The sequence below is a fragment of the Bacteroides clarus genome (assembly GCF_015555825.1).
Classification (GTDB): Bacteria; Bacteroidota; Bacteroidia; order Bacteroidales; family Bacteroidaceae; genus Bacteroides; species Bacteroides clarus.
Genome location: NZ_JADNLF010000010.1, coordinates 128,737 through 145,932, shown reverse-complemented (window position 1 = coordinate 145,932; position 17,196 = coordinate 128,737). Strand labels below are relative to the sequence as shown.

The following is a 17,196-nucleotide window of genomic DNA, read 5'->3' as shown; positions in this document are numbered from 1 at the left end:
TTAGTATTCGTACTTTTGTGAAGCACTAAACAAAAACAAAAATGAAGCAAGAAGTATTGTTTATAATATTAAATGAATATGCCGACTGGGAAGGCGCTTTCATAGCAGCCTGCCTGAACATGGGAGTAATGCCGGGCAGCGAAGTGATGTATACCCCAAAAGTCGTTGCCCCGACATTGGATGCTGTGCGTTCTATCGGCGGTTTCCGTACGCTACCCGATTATAGTTTCCAGACGATGCCCACAGATTATGCGGCATTGATACTGATAGGCGGCATGCAATGGAATTCTCCCGAAGCGGCACAAGTGGTTCCTTTGGTGAAGGATGCTCTACAACGTGGAAAAATCATTGGCGCCATCTGCAATGCCGCCTCTTTCATGGCAAAGCACGGCTTCCTTAATAACGTAAAACATACGGGAAATACCATACAACAGTTGAAGCTTTGGGGTGAACAGAACTATACCAACGAAACCGGTTATGAAGAGAAGCAGGCCGTCAGCGACCAAAATATCGTCACAGCCAACGGCACCGGGCAGCTGGAATTCTGTCGCGAGCTTCTTTTGTTGTTAAAAGCCGATACGCCGGAAAGAATTCATGAATCCTATGATTTCTATAAAAACGGATTTGTAAGATAAAGAAAGGAGGCCTATGGACTGAGCCTAAGACAGCCTTAGTTCAGGCTCAGTCCATACGTACCTAAGGTCTCCATCTCGTCTGTCGTATAACTTCCCTGGGACTTGATATGCTGTACTTCCTTCATGAATGTCTCGGCATGAGCCAGAAAGTCCCGGAAAGTCTTCATCTCTCGAGGATGTCCTTCCACCGTCGGCAAACGTTCGGCAATGTCCAACTGAATAACCAACTTCATCATTTTCATATCCAGCCGGGCCATATCGGGAGAGGGTTTGCGCATACACAATTGCAGAATACTCTGCATCGTGGCAGACATCCTGTTCATGGCAAGTATCTGTTCCTTCATCGGGTTATCATTCAGCAATACCTTCTGCGCTTCCTCGGTAAAAGGAGACAGCATATCAAGAATATTCTCTTTATACTCCGCCATCTCGACGCTCAGCCGGTAATTAACAGGCAGCAGTTTATCGGCAGTAGACTTATCTTTTGCTTTCAGCGAGGAAAGATACCGATTGAAATTAGCATAAAATTGCTTTCTAACCTGAAACAACTGCATAAAATTCTGTTTCAGATTGCGCCGGGTCTCTTCATTAAAATACGTACCGGGGTTGACGACCGATGCAGAATCTTTCTGAGAGAAAGCCGGAGAAACAATAGCCGTCAGTATCGGCGCATCCCCATTCTGTTCCATATATCCCAATACGGAATTCACATCCTTCTCCACCACCAAATTCTTCAATAGGGCGAGCGAGGCATTGTAGTACTTCATCACCTTATCCGCCTGTTCCACTTCCGCAGCAGAATATTTTTCGGAAGTTTTCCGCTGAACACCGCTACCGCAAGCAGTCAACATAAGAGTAACCGCAAACGCTCCCGCAAACATTAAATTCTTTCTCATAAGGTTTCCTTTCATTTTTTAATATGCACGTACCATTCGCATGTACGCTTTTATTCACTAATTTTGCAAATCATTATGCGGAACAAACAAACGATGAAAGAGATAGGTTCCGGTATATCGTTTAATTTTCAAGAAAAAGATGCAAAACACTACTATAAAAGGTTTTCTATATGCGGCACTCTCCTCGTCCACATTCGGACTGGCGCCTTTCTTCAGCATATCATTGTTGGTAGCGGGATTCTCATCCTTTGAAGTGCTGACATACCGCTGGGGAATCGCTTCACTCATTTTGGCAATTGCCGGCATCATATTGGGAGAGCGGTTCCGAATCACCGGGAAAGACTGGCAGACCGTATTCATACTAAGCCTGTTCAGAGCCACCACCTCATTCAGCCTCGTGATAGCCTACCAAAATATTGCCAGCGGCGTAGCATCCACCATTCACTTCATGTACCCTCTGGCGGTAGCGCTTACCATGATGCTGTTTTTCAAGGAAAAGAAGTCTTTCTCCATCCTGTTTGCAGTGTTCATTTCATTGATAGGCGCGGCGTTACTGTCATCGGGCGAGATAGATTTCAAAGGCGGAGATACTGCAACAGGACTGATCGCCGCCGCCATTTCCATATTCTCGTACGGCGGATATATTATAGGTGTACGGAAAAGCCGCGCTGCCAGCATCCCGTCTACGGCACTGACCTGCTATGTCATGGGATTCGGAACCCTATTCTATATTATAGGCGGCTGTCTGACAGACGGCATCCGACCGGCAACAGACGGCCATGCATGGCTGAACATCCTCGGACTGGCAATACCGGCAACGGCCGTTTCCAATATCAGTCTGGTAAAGGCAATCAAACATGTAGGCCCCACGCTTACATCCATCTTCGGAGCATTGGAACCTCTGACCGCCATAGTCATCGGATGTTGCGTATTCAAAGAAAGCTTCACATGGAGCAGCGCTATCGGAATCGCCCTGATTGTGACGGCAGTGACAGTAGTCATCCTGCACGAAAACGGCACGGGCAAAGTGCGCAAGTAATCCTACTTCGTCCGCTTATAATCCGCGATAAATCCTTCCATCATCCACTTTGCCAAAGCCTGGCGGTTGGAGCTGATAACGAAACGACGTTGGTCGAACGTATTCTGGATATTGCCTAATTCCACAAAAACGGAAGTCGGCGCGGCTTTCAGCAATACATAAAGGTTGCGTGAACTGACAGTCCCCTCAAACCCGCGGTTCGGCTGGTGTTTGTCGTACTTCGACTCGAAAGTTTCTTTCATGGTAACCGCCAGCTTCTTTCCCAACACGCTTTTCGGAGCATGGTAAAAGAAGACATCCGTCTGCGCGCTCTTGCTACGGCTGTCTACGTGCAGAAAGATGGCCCGGCAATACTTATATTTCTGACGGTCTTTCCGATAGAGTTCATTGATTTTGGCACAACGCTGTTGCAGACGGGCTACCTGATTCAGCGGAATAGCCTCTCCCATACAAGTTTCCCGCTTACTGTTGGAAAGATAGCGGTCGTCGCGAATCCCGTCTTTGGCATCCTGAATGATGATACGTACTTCCGCCCCTTCCTGCATCAGGTTACGGGCAAGGCGCAAGGCAACATCATAGGCATATTCATCCTCATGCAACTCCACCTTTCCTATTTTCCCGATAGCTCCCGGGTCGGGACCGCCATGCCCGCTGACTACATAGAAGCAAGCGCCCTGTAAGCGGTTGGAAGTCACTTTCACATCAGCCAGTTTCTTCCCGAACAACCGTTCCCGAACCGCTCCCTTTTTGCCGGCGGCAGATTTGGATGAAGCGGCGGCAGAAGTCCCCTTCTTCAAGGGAGGCAATATATACTTCACTCCCAATCGCAGTTCCTCTTTTCCACGCAGACGTTTCTCGTTCAGCTTCATAAACTCGTTATAGCAGGCTTTTCCGGGACGCTTGTTCCGCTCCAGAAAAGCGGAAATACCCTCACCCGCCTTGGGTGTGGCATATTCTCCCTGAGCAGAGACCTCAAAAACAAGAAAAGTACAAAAGAGGATAGCCAGCAAGCAAAATATACGTTTCATATTCCCGTTATTCGTCATTTATTCGTATCGGCAGTAAATTTTCAACTGCTAAATTATTGCATTTTACCATTCACGCGTACAAATTTATATTTTTTTCCCTACTTTTGCGACAACTTACGCGTTTTAAAGAAAAGAAACTCTAAAAACAGATAGCATTATGGCAAAGCAATTCAAGCCGGAGACACTGTGCGTACAGGCAGGGTGGACTCCTAAAAAGGGTGAACCCCGTGTACTCCCCATTTATCAAAGTACAACTTTCAAATATGACACCAGCGAACAAATGGCTCGTCTGTTCGACCTCGAAGACAGCGGTTACTTCTACACCCGTCTGCAGAATCCTACGAACGATGCCGTTGCCGCCAAGATAGCCGCTCTTGAAGGCGGTGTAGCCGCTATGCTGACATCGAGCGGACAAGCTGCGAATTTCTATGCTATCTTCAACATCTGTCAGGCAGGCGACCACTTCGTATGCTCATCCACTATCTATGGCGGAACATTCAACCTGTTTGGCGTAACAATGAAAAAACTGGGCGTCGACGTGACTTTTGTCAACCCGGATGCGCCCGAAGAGGAAATCTCCGCAGCTTTCCGTCCGAATACCAAAGCCTTGTTCGGCGAAACGATCTCCAACCCAACGCTGGAGGTTCTCGATATCGAAAAGTTTGCCCGCATCGCCCACAAGCATGGGGTGCCGTTGATTGTAGATAACACTTTCCCCACTCCTATCAACTGCCGCCCGTTTGAATGGGGAGCCGATATAGTAGTCCACTCCACCACCAAATACATGGACGGACACGCCACCAGCGTAGGCGGCGCAATTGTAGACAGCGGTAATTTCGATTGGGACGCGCATGCCGACAAATTCCCCGGCCTCTGCACTCCGGACGAATCGTATCACGGGCTCACTTATACAAAAGCTTTCGGCAAACTGGCTTACATCACGAAAGCTACGGCGCAGTTGATGCGCGACCTCGGCAGCATCCAGTCTCCACAGAACGCGTTCTTGCTGAACCTCGGTCTGGAAACGCTGCACCTGCGTATGCCTCAACATTGCGGCAATGCCCAGAAAGTCGCCGAATACCTTTCTAAGAATGACAAAGTGGCATGGGTAAACTATTGCGGCCTGCCCGACAATAAGTACTACGAGTTGGCACAGAAATACATGCCGGGCGGTTCGTGCGGCGTTATCTCCTTCGGGCTGAAAGGCGGTCGTGAGGTGTCCATCAAATTTATGGATTCACTGAAGCTGGCTGCTATCGTAACCCACGTTGCCGATGCGCGTACCTGCGTGCTTCACCCTGCCAGCCATACGCATCGTCAGCTTTCTGACGAGCAACTGTTGGAAGCCGGTATCCGTCCCGACCTTATCCGCTTCTCGGTGGGTATTGAAAACGCGGATGACATTATCGCTGATATAGAGCAAGCGCTGAATGCGTAACCAAATAAATTTTGCACCACAGCGAAAAAGAAATATCGCTGTGGTGCAAAACCTTTTTCAGATGATTTCGGCCTGATAAGCCGGAAGTCTTATTCCACTTTCAACGTAATCGGCAAACTCGCCTTACCCTGATAGAATGTCCCTGCCTTAACGACCGAAGCATCGCACTTCACCGGCATTTCCCACAAAGCGGAATTTACACTCGGTTCTGAACCATCCATTGTATAACGTATTTCAGCGCCTCGAATGGCTGTATTGGCGTAAAGTGTACCGTCTTTCACCAGCAATCCCGGATGCGGCAGGCGGAAATTGATACCGTTCTTCGCCCAATAAGGCATTTCCATATCACTGATTTTTTCATAATACAGCGCCAGCGCTTTGTCGAAAGCTTGTTGTTCCTGTGCGCCTCGCAGTTTTTCCCATGCCGGATAAGCATTCCAACCACGCTCTGCCAATCCCATGATTTTCGGGAAAAGAAGATATTCCACACCGCTGAAGCTACGGATTGTTTCGGCAAACAGCTGACCTTGTACACCCAGAATATTCTTTCGGCCTTCTGCCGTCAGAACAGTTTTTCCTTTTTCCGCTTTATCCAAATCAACAGAATCCCCTGCTCCGTCCGTACGCAATGAACGATAGATGCTGAAAGGAAGCATGGAAAAAGAGATTGCCTCATCCACATAGCCGCCCCAGTCGAGCCCGCGCTCATCAGGATGCCCGTTGTAAGCCATATCCATATAGAAATTGCCCACATTGCAGAGAATCACCGGATAACCGTTATTGGCAATCTGATAAACCACTTCATCGTAGCCCGGAACCGTATTCCAGCAGTACACGCCTGCCGCCTGAGTCCGCAATTGCCGGTGAGCCTCTTCGGTATGCCCCAAAGCCACTTCCTGCCACCCGCTGAACTTCAGACCGTTCCTTTGCATGATGCCGGCCATTTGCGTGATGAAATACTCTGCCAAATCATGCGGTTTCGTCATACCTTCCTCTTTCATCAATGCCCGGCACTTGGGAGAACCCAGCCATACGCCGCGCGCCACCTCATCACCGCCAAGATGCACCGTAGTCAGCGGTACTCCGGCTTCCTCATACATAGCCGCAAGTTCCTGAATCACTTTCTCCATAAAGCGGTAGGCGGAAGGCATGGCCACATTTATCACATTGTCCGTATAATACTGCACGGACGCATAGCGGGAAGTATCTTCCGGCTCACTCAACAGATATTCGGCGGCCTTTTCCATATCCGTATCCTTATACCTGTTGTAACGTGCTTTCATGGAAACGATAGCCGCACGGGCATGTCCGGGAGATTCTATTTCCGGTATGACGCGGATATGCCTTTCAGCGGCGTAACGTAGCAAACCGATGAAATCCTCGCGGGAGTAATGTCCGTTGCCTACCGTTGAGGCATCCGGGTCATAGCCGCCATCGTAACAGGGATAGAGGCATCGGCTCTCGTCAGTGGTATGTCCGCGACGGCTGCCTACGGCCGTCAGTTCTTCCAGTCCCGGAATTTCCAGACGCCATGCTTCGTCATCCGCAAAATGGAAATGAAGCACATTCATTTTGTAAGAAGCGAAAATATCCACCAGCTTTTTCAGATTGTCCGCGGTAGTGAAGTTACGGGCAATGTCTATCATCTGCCCGCGGTACAAAAGGTCGGGATAATCTTCCACGGACATGGCGTCCAGCCGGTACGGCGCTTTTTTATCTTTCAGCATCGCCAGCAAAGTCTGCGTACCGTTGAAAACTCCGTGCGGCGTGGCGGCGCTGATTTTTATCCGGTCGCTGCCTATAACCATATCATAGTATTCATCGTTCACAGCTTTCGCCTTGTCGGCCAAAGTTTCCAAAGCAATTGTGACGGGAGCTTGGCCAACTATCTCCAAACCATACAAGGCGGACAGTTTCTCTTTCAGCAGCTTCGCCTCGCCGGCGTACTCGTCCGGATAAACCAAAGCCACCTTACCGTCCAGCACAACACCACCCTCGGCAGGCGTTACTTTCTTTACCGACGGCAATATATCCGACTGCTTCAAAGCCGGCGCATGCGCCAAACGGAGGTTCGATTCGTATATCTTAACCGCATCCGGATAGCCGGGCAGTGATTCCGGCGAGGGCAGCCCAAGCGCATTCAGCGTTACGGGAAGCGGCTTGCCTTCCTTACCGTCTGTCGCAGCTACCCAATAAGTACCCTCGGGCACATGCGAGTTCCGGTCCAGCTTGTAAGAACACAGGAAAGTGATACGCATGGAATCGCCGGGTGCCAGCGAAGTGAAGCTTTCCGTCGGATACATCTTAAAGAAGTTTCCGTTCACCGACTCCACCTTAACGGCAGGATTCCCCGCCTGCTTCACATTGCGGGGAAGCTGTGAATAATAGATTGTCCAATCTTTGGGAAGAGGAGCATCGGAGATGTTTTTAAGAACAAAGGAGTTCTCATAATAGCCGGGAGCAATGTCGCTCGCCCCCATTTCCCAGGTCAGGGAAACCGGAGCTTCGGATTTGTCACTCGTTCCGCATCCCGTCCAAAACGGCACGGTGCAAAACAATAATCCTGCAAGAGGAAGTTTCAAAATTTTCATAAAATACTTGTGTTAAGTTAATAATCGGGGGTAATTACTTAAATCTACTGCCAAAAATAAGCATTTTTAGTTTATTTACTGATAAATCTAATAGAAATTATCAGTCACAAGCTACAATTTAGAACTTTTATCTCTAAATTTGCGACCAAATTATAACCATTTTAACTAATCTACCATGGCTAAGATAACCAAAGAAGCCGCCTTGCTTTATCACTCGCAAGGCAAACCGGGGAAAATTGAGGTAGTGCCGACCAAGCCCTACAGTACACAAACCGATCTTTCACTCGCTTATTCTCCGGGCGTTGCGGAACCTTGTCTCGAAATCGAGAAGAATCCGCAAGACGCGTACAAATATACAGCAAAAGGTAATCTGGTAGCTGTAATTTCCAACGGAACCGCCGTTCTCGGTTTGGGCGACATAGGCGCGCTCAGCGGCAAGCCCGTTATGGAAGGAAAAGGGCTGTTATTCAAAATTTATGCCGGTATCGATGTATTCGATATTGAAGTGAACGAAAAAGACCCCGATAAGTTTATCGAAGCGGTCAAGGCAATCGCCCCCACTTTCGGCGGTATCAATCTGGAAGATATCAAAGCTCCCGAATGTTTTGAAATAGAACGCCGTCTGAAAGAAGAGCTCGACATCCCCGTGATGCACGACGACCAGCATGGTACAGCCATCATCTCCAGCGCCGGACTGCTGAACGCCCTGGAAGTGGCAGGCAAGAAGATTGAAGATGTAAGAATCGTGGTGAACGGCGCAGGCGCTTCCGCCACCTCTTGCACCAAGCTATACGAGTCGCTCGGCGCGCGCCGTGAAAACATCCTGATGCTGGACAGCAAAGGCGTCATCACCAGCGACCGCGAAAACCTGACCGAACAGAAACGTTACTTTGCAACCGACCGTCGCGACGTGCATACCCTTGCCGAAGCCATCAAAGGCGCCGACGTATTCCTCGGCCTGTCCAAAGGCAATGTATTGACACAGGATATGGTGCGCAGCATGGCCGACCATCCCATTGTGTTCGCCCTTGCCAACCCTACTCCGGAAATATCTTACGAAGACGCCATGGCCGCACGCCCGGATGTATTGATGTCTACCGGGCGTTCCGACTATCCGAACCAGATAAACAACGTCATCGGCTTCCCCTACATCTTCCGCGGCGCGCTCGACACGCAAGCCAAAGCCATCAACGAGGAAATGAAGATTGCCGCGGTACACGCCATCGCCAACCTCGCCAAGCAACCCGTACCCGATGTAGTGAACGAGGCCTACCATGTAAACAACTTCACTTTCGGTCCTGAATACTTCATCCCGAAACCGGTAGACCCGCGCCTCATCACCGAAGTATCTTGCGCGGTAGCCAAAGCCGCCATGGACAGCGGCGTAGCCGGCAAGAGCATCGAAGATTGGGATGCCTACAAACTGCAACTGCGCGAACTGATGGGCTACGAAAGCAAACTCACCCGCCAGCTCTACGACACTGCCCGCCGCAACCCGCAGCGCGTAGTCTTTGCCGAAGGCATTCACCCGAATATGCTGAAAGCTGCCGTTGAAGCCAAAGCCGAAGGTATCTGCCACCCTATTATATTAGGTAATGACGAAGCAATCGAGAAATTGGCGAAAGAACTCGACCTCAGCCTCGAAGGCATCGAAATCGTAAACCTGCGCCATCCTGACGAATCGGAACGCCGCGAGCGTTATGCACGTATCCTTTCCGAAAAGCGTGCCCGCGAAGGCGTTACCTACGAAGAAGCCAACGACAAGATGTTCGAGCGCAACTACTTCGGTATGATGATGGTGGAAACCGGCGAGGCCGACGCTTTCATCACCGGATTGTACACCAAATACAGCAATACCATCAAGGTAGCCAAAGAAGTAATCGGCATCCGTCCGGAATACAAGCATTTCGGTACCATGCACATCCTTAACTCCAAAAAAGGTACGTACTTCCTTGCCGACACGCTCATCAACCGCCATCCCAACGCGGAAACACTGATTGATATCGCCAAACTGTCGGAATATACCGTACGCTTCTTCAACCATACGCCCGTTATGGCCATGTTGAGCTACTCCAATTTCGGAACAGACAAAGAAGGAAGTCCGGTAAGCGTGCACGAAGCCGTGGACTATATGCAGCAAAACTATCCCGACCTTGCCATTGACGGTGAAATGCAAGTGAACTTTGCCATGAACCGCGAACTGCGCGATGCCAAATACCCCTTCACCCGTCTGAAAGGAAAGGATGTGAATACGCTTATCTTCCCGAACCTGAGCTCCGCCAACTCCGCATACAAATTGTTGCAGACAATGGATATGGATTCCGAGCTTATCGGCCCGATACAAATGGGGTTGAACAAGCCTATCCACTTCACCGACTTTGAAAGCTCCGTACGCGATATAGTAAACATCACTGCGGTGGCGGTTATCGACGCCATTGTAGATAAAAAGAAAGCCGGTAAATGAAAAGACGATTATCCAAATTCCAAATAGTTTGCATTACGCTTCTTTGGGCGGCACTTTGTTACATCGTCTTGACTTCCGCCGAACGAATTGACGGGCCAATCATTCTAACGCTTATCATTTCGGCGGCATTGGTATTCATTCCTGTAATAAAAGCTCTCAAAAGAGGATAAATAATATCTTTTTATTCCTTTTTGCGGGATAAAACAACATTTTTGCTGTTTTATCCCGCATTTTCTTTATAAATTGTTTGCTTGTATCATTTTTATGTTTACTTTTGCAACCGCAACGAGAGATAAAGCGATAAGGTAATAAAGTGATGAGGCTTACACTTATGTTCATCGCACGATGATACAAAAGCGACGCCATCACCCTACCGCATCACCACTTTATAACACAAATATGTAACCAATTTAAAGAAATAGATTATGAATGCAGCTAAGGTATTAGAAGATTTGAAAAGACGGTTCCCCAACGAACCGGAGTATCATCAGGCAGTAGAAGAAGTTCTTTCTACCATTGAAGAAGAGTACAACAAACATCCGGAGTTTGACAAAGCCAATCTGATTGAACGTCTTTGCATCCCCGATCGCGTTTACCAATTCCGTGTTACTTGGGTGGATGACAAGGGTAACGTACAAACCAACATGGGTTACCGTGTACAGCACAACAACGCCATCGGTCCGTACAAAGGCGGTATCCGCTTCCACGCTTCCGTGAACCTGTCCATTCTGAAATTCCTTGCTTTCGAACAGACTTTCAAAAACTCACTGACTACCCTGCCTATGGGTGGCGGTAAAGGCGGTTCGGACTTCTCTCCGCGCGGCAAGTCAAACGCAGAGGTTATGCGCTTCGTTCAGGCTTTCATGCTGGAACTGTGGCGTCACATCGGTCCCGAGACTGACGTTCCCGCCGGTGACATCGGTGTAGGCGGCCGTGAAGTAGGTTTCATGTTCGGTATGTACAAGAAACTGACACACGAGTTTACCGGAACATTTACAGGAAAAGGCCGCGAATTCGGCGGTTCGCTGATCCGTCCGGAAGCTACGGGTTACGGTAACATCTACTTCTTGCTGGAAATGCTGAAAACCAAAGGCACAGACCTTAAAGGTAAGACCTGTCTGATTTCCGGTTCGGGTAACGTAGCCCAGTACACTGCCGAGAAAGTATTGGAAATGGGCGGTAAAGTTTTAACGATGTCCGACTCCGACGGTTACATATACGACCCCGCAGGTATCGACCGTGAAAAACTGGATTACATCATGGAGTTGAAGAACCTCTACCGTGGACGTATCCGCGAATATGCAGAGCAATATCCGGGCGTTAAATACGTAGAAGGCGCACGTCCCTGGAGTGAAAAAGCGGATATTGCCTTGCCGTCCGCCACTCAGAATGAAATCAACGGTGACGATGCCAGAAAACTTATCGCCAACGGTGTAATGGCGGTATCCGAAGGTGCCAACATGCCTTCTACTCCCGAAGCCATCAAAGTATTCCAGGAAGCCAAGATTCTGTATGCTCCGGGTAAGGCGGCCAACGCCGGCGGTGTATCGGTATCGGGTCTGGAAATGACTCAGAACTCCATCAAACTGGGTTGGAGCTCCGAAGAAGTAGACGAGAAGCTGAAAAGCATCATGAAGAATATCCACGCCGCTTGCGTGCAATACGGTACGGAAGAGAACGGTTACGTGAACTATGTGAAGGGCGCTAACGTTGCCGGATTCATGAAAGTAGCCAAGGCCATGATGGCACAAGGTATTCTGTAAGAACAGGCAGCCATAGTATAATAAAACAGAGGCGGGAAGATACAATGTTCCCCGCCTCTATTTTTTTATTTAATAATATTGTCTACATTTACTCCCCGTTAAAAGAGATTTCAAAACGATATGACAACAAAAGAAATTCCCGTACTGCTCCTTACCGGTTATCTGGGCAGTGGCAAAACGACCTTGGTAAACCATATTCTCGCCAATAAACAAGGTATCAGATTCGCGGTTATCGTCAATGACATAGGCGAGGTAAACATCGATGCAGACCTCATCCAAAAAGGCGGCGTTGTGGGCAAGAAAGACGAAAGCCTCGTTGCGCTTCAAAACGGTTGCATCTGTTGTACGCTGAAAACGGACTTGATAGAGCAAATAGGCGAAATCATGCGGATGGAGCGTTTCGATTATATCGTCATCGAAGCCAGCGGCATCTGCGAACCGGAACCCATCGCGCAGACCATCTGCTCCATTCCCCGCCTGGGCGGCATGTACACCAAGTATGGCATCTGCCGCTTGGACTGCATCACTACCGTAGTGGACGCCCTGCGCCTGCAAAACGAATTCTCCTGCGGCGACGACCTTACCCGGAAAGGGATTGACGAAGAAGACATTGAAAATCTTATCATCCGGCAGATTGAATTCTGTAATATCATTCTTCTGAACAAGGCGGCGGAAGTAAAGCCCGAAGAGCTGGAACGCATCAAGCTGATTATACGTACCCTGCAACCCGCGGCCGAAATCATCGAATGCAATTACGCGGATGTGAATTTAAAGAAGATTATCCATACAGGCATGTTCGACTTTGAACGGGTGGCTACTTCGGCGGGATGGATTCGCGGAATAGAGAAACAGGCCACCGAAGAGGAAGAGAAAGAAGCGCACGGACATCACCGCCACCATGAAGACGGGCATGCGCATCCTCACGAAGAACACGAGCACCGTCACGAAGCGCACGGACACCATCATCACCATCACGAAGGGGGCGAAGTGGAAGAGTACGGCATCGGCACTTTCGTTTACTACCGCCGTCCGGCATTCGACATTCACAAATTCGACCACTTCATCGCCACCAGATGGAGCCGCAACATCATCCGTGCCAAAGGCGTATGCTATTTCAGCCACAACCGCGACATGTCCTACCTCTTTGAACAGGCAGGCACCCAGAAGCAACTGACCGAAGCCGGCTTGTGGTATGCCACAGCACCCGAAGAAGATCTGATTGAATTAATGCGTCAGGAACCCGGCCTGATGCGTGACTGGGATGATAAGTACGGAGACCGTATGCAGAAGATAGTCTTCATAGGACAGCACATGGACAAAGAGCAGATTATACGCGACCTCGACGAATGCCTTGAATAAGGCACATTTCCGTTTCCACCGGAGAAGACGGCTGTTTCCCTAATGGAAACGCCCGTTCCCCTTAAAGGAAACCCGAATTTCCAAGCAGGGAAACCGAAGTTTCTACCGTAGGAAACTGACGTTTCCCTTTAAGGAAACCGGAATTCCCGCCATGGGGCAGCCACATTACGCTGCATTTCAGCCGGCTATCCCCACCAATCATACCGTTCTACATACTCGTCGAAGTAGTCATCAAGCCGCAGGCCGAGAGCTTCCGCCTGGCTGACAATGTACTGCTGGGCGGCAGGGTCGATAAGGTATTCCCCTTTACGGGCGAGGTAATAGTTCTTACGTCCGAAGTAGGAAATAAGCCGCAAGCGGAATGTGCCCGCCACCCGAACCGTCAGCAACTCTGCCACCCGGGTGAAACCGCGGGCGTAGCGCACCGGCGTATTCGGACGGTAATATTCGCACTCTCCTTTCATCGACTCCAACTTCCGGGGACTAAGCGTAGGCAGGAACGGATATTGCGGGGAAGCGTTCTGCAAGGCTATATAGCGCAGGCAGGTAAAGCGTTTCGTACAATCGGCAGAGGCACATACACCGAAGTTGTAAGGCGCCTGCGAATTCTCTAAGTTATTCATTTATTTTACAGATTAGTTTGTCTCAACGCTTCATAGACAGCCGGATGCAGGAAATAGCGCACGTCCCTGCCCTCTTCCATCGCCTGGCGGATAAAAGTAGAACTTATTTCGAATGTGGGCGAAGAGGCCAGTTTTACATTTTGAGGTAAAGTATTCCCGTCCACCGCATAACCGGGACGGGGATAAATAAGAATAAAGTTTTCCGCAAGAATACGCTCCGACTGATACCAGCGGGAAAAGAGCGCCCAGTTATCAGAACCTATGATAAGGTGAAAAGTATCCTGCGGGTAAGCCTGTTTCAATTTATCAAGCGTATGGACGGTATAAGACGGGCGCGGCAGATGAAACTCGAAATCGGAAGCCCGGAACTTGGGATACCCCTCGATGGCAAGCCGCACCAGCTTCAGGCGAAGCTCATCGCTCATCAGAGAAACTTCTTCTTTCAGCGGATTATGCGGAGTCACCATAAACCAAACCTCGTCCAACCCTTCGTATTCACAAAGATAATTGGCAAGAGCCAGATGTCCGATATGTACCGGATTGAACGAACCGCTGAAAATACCTATATTCACTTGGTAAATTAAAAATTAAGAATTGAGAATTAAAAAATGCCGGAGACTATGCTGTCAAAGTTCTCCTTTCAGACGCTTCCAACAGCCGTAAATATTTACGCCGCTTATGAACATCACGATAAGCATGGCTGCGGCCGGAGTGTACTCCTTCAGGTCGACATTCAATATAGCCAAAACAATAGCTCCCAGAAACAGAACGATATTCAGGACTAACAGGAGCTTATTGGCTCTCGGCGATAGCTTTTTGATTTTTGTCCGCTTCATCGGTTCAAGAATTGAGTTATTACTTTTAAAGCTTCCGCTTTAGCCGTCTCCAAATCATCGTTCACAATCACCGTATCGAACTTCAGCGCGAAACCCAGTTCGTATTCGGCTTTCGCCACACGGCTCTCGATTACTTCGGGAGCATCCGTGCCGCGGCCTACCAAACGCTTCCGCAGTTCTTCCACCGAAGGCGGCTGGATAAAAACGGACAAGGCACGCTCTCCGTAGAATTTCTTGATATTACAACCGCCCACTACATCTACGTCGAATACAACATTCTGTCCGGCCGCCAACTGCTTTTCCACCTGCGCTTTCAGCGTTCCGTAAAAGCGGTCCTGATACACTTCTTCGTATTCCAGAAATTCATCATTGGCGATGCGGCTCCGGAACTCTTCGGGAGTGAGGAAGAAATATTCCACACCATTCCGTTCGGCGCCGCGTGGCGGACGGCTGGTTGCGGAGATAGAAAAAGCCAGGTTCAGGTTCTGCGTCAGCAGATAGTTGATAATTGTGGACTTGCCCGAACCGGAGGGGGCGGAAAATATAATCAGTTTACCCATCTATGGTATTTGCTATTTGACGATTGACAATTTACTATTTAATACGCTGCATGAATATTCGGGACTTGTTCCTTACATCACATTCAGGACTTGTTCCTTAATCTGCTCCAACTCATCTTTCATCTGCACTACAATCTTCTGCATTTCAGCGTGATTGGATTTACTGCCCAAAGTATTGATTTCGCGTCCCATCTCCTGCGCGATAAAGCCTAACTTCTTGCCTTGTCCGCTGCCGCTCTCGAGCGTGCTGATAAAGTATTTCAGATGATTGGAAAGACGTTGCTTCTCTTCATTGACATCAAGTTTCTCAATATAGTAGATAAGTTCCTGTTCCAAACGGTTCTTATCATAATCTACGCTCAATGTCTTTTCAAGGGCATCCGTGATACGGTCTTTGACCTTTCCTACCCGTTCCTGCTCGTACGGGGCGACCGACTCAAGCAACCGGGCTATATTTCCGATTTTCTCACGGAACTTCTTCTCCAACGCCGCGCCTTCCTGCTTGCGGAAATCTATCAGATGCCCGATAGCCTCTTCTACCGCTACGTGAGCCACCGCCCACTCCTTGTCACTCAATTCCTGCGTTTCATTCTTCGTCATTACGTCCGGCATACGAAGCAGTGTAGCAAACCAATCGGCAGGTTCGGGGATACCGGCAGACGCGGAAATCTCCTTAATCCGCTTATAGTACGCCTCTACCAACTCCTGGTTGATAGGAGTGGCCAGTTGTTCCGCATCTTTCTTTTCAATCCAAAGGCTGAAATCGACTTTGCCGCGTTCCAGCATCCTGGATATTTCATTGCGGATTTCCATTTCCTTTTCCCTGTAAAGCGGAGCGATACGCGCAGACAAATCCATAGCTTTGCTGTTGAGCGACTTAATTTCAACATTGATTTTCTTATCGGGCAATTCGGCAGTTGCTTTGCCATAGCCTGTCATAGATTGTATCATAACAGTATAATTTTATTTTCTTAGCTAATTATCAAAGAGTTACAATCCGCGTAAATCTCTCTCGCCCGTAACTCTTCTCCAAAATATCCGACAAAGATAGCTATTCTCAATGATTATTTATTGCATTCATTGAGAATTCTTTGAGCAAATGTCAAACCAAGCTTTCCTACAAACAACTTGTGTAATCGAAACAAATCACGTAAATTTGCCACAATAAAATTCAGAATAGAAGTTATGTCATGTATCTTGCACATTGAAACGTCCACTTCAGCCTGCTCCGTAGCTGTGAGCGAAGACGGGCAGAACGTTTTCAAAAAAGAAGACCTGAACGGTCCTTCACACGCAGTATCATTGGGAGTGTTCGTGGACGAGGCGTTGTCGTTTGCCGACAGCCATGCCATGCCGCTGGATGCCGTTGCCGTAAGTTGCGGCCCCGGTTCGTACACAGGATTACGCATCGGTGTATCCATGGCGAAAGGCGTTTGTTACGGCCGGAACCTGCCTCTCATCGGCCTTCCTACCCTGAAGGTGCAATGCGTGCCGGTGTTGCTTTATCACGACGATTTACCGGAAGATGCATTGCTGTGCCCTATGATTGACGCCCGGCGCATGGAAGTGTACGCCGCCGTGTACGACCGCGCACTGAAACCCGTACGTGACATAGCAGCGGACATTGTAGATGAAAACTCATACCGGGAGTTCTTGGATAAGTCCCCCGTCTACTTCTTCGGTGACGGTGCGGCCAAATGCAAAGAAAAGATAGTCCATCCCAATGCGCATTTCATCGACGGCATCCGTCCACTGGCAAGCATGATGTTTCCACTGGCGGAAAAGGCAATAGCCGAAGAAGATTTTAAAGACGTCGCCTACTTCGAACCGTTCTATTTGAAGGAGTTCGTAGCGAGCCAACCGAAAAAACTTATTTAGTGATGAGTGTTTAGTGATTAGTGATTAATGCCATGCGGCATAATAGCGCAGCCTACTAATCGCTAAACACTAATCATTAATCACTA

The 17,196-nt window shown here is 48.9% G+C and carries 15 protein-coding genes; 7 read left to right on the top strand and 8 right to left on the bottom strand.

What is annotated here, in order from left to right; all coding sequences use genetic code 11:
* Nucleotides 1-41: 41 nt before the first annotated feature.
* Nucleotides 42-635, top strand: coding sequence for a type 1 glutamine amidotransferase family protein (locus tag I2F54_RS12100; protein ID WP_009123276.1), 594 nt, complete (start codon nucleotides 42-44; stop codon nucleotides 633-635).
* Nucleotides 636-670: 35 nt separating this feature from the next.
* Here I2F54_RS12100 and I2F54_RS12095 read toward each other — a convergent pair whose 3' ends face one another.
* Nucleotides 671-1,531: a DUF6845 domain-containing protein gene (locus I2F54_RS12095; protein WP_195501336.1), complete on the bottom strand. Its 861-nt coding sequence runs from the start codon at nucleotides 1,529-1,531 to the stop codon at nucleotides 671-673.
* A 139-nt stretch (nucleotides 1,532-1,670) separates the two neighbouring features.
* Between I2F54_RS12095 and I2F54_RS12090 the strand changes: the two genes are divergently transcribed.
* Nucleotides 1,671-2,570 carry a DMT family transporter gene (locus I2F54_RS12090; RefSeq protein ID WP_039951139.1) on the top strand — a complete coding sequence of 300 codons (900 nt, stop codon included), beginning with the start codon at nucleotides 1,671-1,673 and terminating at the stop codon, nucleotides 2,568-2,570.
* 2 nt (nucleotides 2,571-2,572) lie between these two features.
* Here the strand turns inward: I2F54_RS12090 and I2F54_RS12085 are convergent, their stop codons facing one another.
* Nucleotides 2,573-3,616: an N-acetylmuramoyl-L-alanine amidase family protein gene (locus I2F54_RS12085; RefSeq protein WP_009123272.1), complete on the bottom strand. Its 1,044-nt coding sequence runs from the start codon at nucleotides 3,614-3,616 to the stop codon at nucleotides 2,573-2,575.
* 139 nt (nucleotides 3,617-3,755) lie between these two features.
* Here I2F54_RS12085 and I2F54_RS12080 point away from each other — a divergent pair, with 139 nt between their 5' ends.
* Nucleotides 3,756-5,036, top strand: coding sequence for an O-acetylhomoserine aminocarboxypropyltransferase/cysteine synthase family protein (locus I2F54_RS12080; protein WP_009123271.1), 1,281 nt, complete (start codon nucleotides 3,756-3,758; stop codon nucleotides 5,034-5,036).
* An 89-nt stretch (nucleotides 5,037-5,125) separates the two neighbouring features.
* On the opposite strand, the gene I2F54_RS12075 is transcribed toward I2F54_RS12080, so the two are convergent.
* Entirely contained in the window at nucleotides 5,126-7,627 is a 2,502-nt protein-coding gene (locus I2F54_RS12075; protein WP_195501335.1) for a family 20 glycosylhydrolase, read from the bottom strand.
* A 175-nt stretch (nucleotides 7,628-7,802) separates the two neighbouring features.
* On the opposite strand from I2F54_RS12075, the gene I2F54_RS12070 reads away from it, so the two are divergent.
* From I2F54_RS12070 to I2F54_RS12060, 3 genes are all read left to right on the top strand, one after another.
* Nucleotides 7,803-10,091 carry an NADP-dependent malic enzyme gene (locus I2F54_RS12070; protein WP_009123269.1) on the top strand — a complete coding sequence of 763 codons (2,289 nt, stop codon included), beginning with the start codon at nucleotides 7,803-7,805 and terminating at the stop codon, nucleotides 10,089-10,091.
* Nucleotides 10,092-10,516: 425 nt separating this feature from the next.
* Nucleotides 10,517-11,854 carry an NADP-specific glutamate dehydrogenase gene (locus I2F54_RS12065; protein WP_009123266.1) on the top strand — a complete coding sequence of 446 codons (1,338 nt, stop codon included), beginning with the start codon at nucleotides 10,517-10,519 and terminating at the stop codon, nucleotides 11,852-11,854.
* A gap of 120 nt (nucleotides 11,855-11,974) precedes the next feature.
* Complete coding sequence (locus tag I2F54_RS12060) at nucleotides 11,975-13,213, top strand: GTP-binding protein (RefSeq protein ID WP_195501334.1); 1,239 nt, start codon at nucleotides 11,975-11,977, stop codon at nucleotides 13,211-13,213.
* Nucleotides 13,214-13,398: 185 nt separating this feature from the next.
* Here the strand turns inward: I2F54_RS12060 and I2F54_RS12055 are convergent, their stop codons facing one another.
* The 5 genes from I2F54_RS12055 to I2F54_RS12035 form a co-directional block, all read right to left on the bottom strand.
* A complete protein-coding gene (locus I2F54_RS12055; RefSeq protein WP_118046269.1) occupies nucleotides 13,399-13,836 on the bottom strand; it encodes a DUF6078 family protein in 438 nt (145 codons plus the stop codon).
* A 5-nt stretch (nucleotides 13,837-13,841) separates the two neighbouring features.
* The gene (nadD, locus tag I2F54_RS12050) at nucleotides 13,842-14,408 is read right to left on the bottom strand and encodes a nicotinate (nicotinamide) nucleotide adenylyltransferase (protein WP_009123263.1); all 567 of its coding nucleotides are present in this window, start codon (nucleotides 14,406-14,408) and stop codon (nucleotides 13,842-13,844) included.
* Nucleotides 14,409-14,462: 54 nt separating this feature from the next.
* A complete protein-coding gene (locus I2F54_RS12045) occupies nucleotides 14,463-14,672 on the bottom strand; it encodes a hypothetical protein (RefSeq protein ID WP_022219011.1) in 210 nt (69 codons plus the stop codon).
* The gene (gene gmk / locus I2F54_RS12040; RefSeq protein ID WP_195501333.1) at nucleotides 14,669-15,232 is read right to left on the bottom strand and encodes a guanylate kinase; all 564 of its coding nucleotides are present in this window, start codon (nucleotides 15,230-15,232) and stop codon (nucleotides 14,669-14,671) included. Before gmk ends, I2F54_RS12045 begins: the two co-directional genes overlap by 4 nt.
* A 72-nt stretch (nucleotides 15,233-15,304) precedes the next feature.
* A complete protein-coding gene (locus I2F54_RS12035) occupies nucleotides 15,305-16,183 on the bottom strand; it encodes a YicC/YloC family endoribonuclease (protein ID WP_195501332.1) in 879 nt (292 codons plus the stop codon).
* Between the two features lie 234 nt (nucleotides 16,184-16,417).
* Between I2F54_RS12035 and tsaB the strand changes: the two genes are divergently transcribed.
* Entirely contained in the window at nucleotides 16,418-17,110 is a 693-nt protein-coding gene (gene tsaB, locus I2F54_RS12030) for a tRNA (adenosine(37)-N6)-threonylcarbamoyltransferase complex dimerization subunit type 1 TsaB (protein WP_022219009.1), read from the top strand.
* The last annotated feature ends 86 nt before the right edge of the window (nucleotides 17,111-17,196 follow it).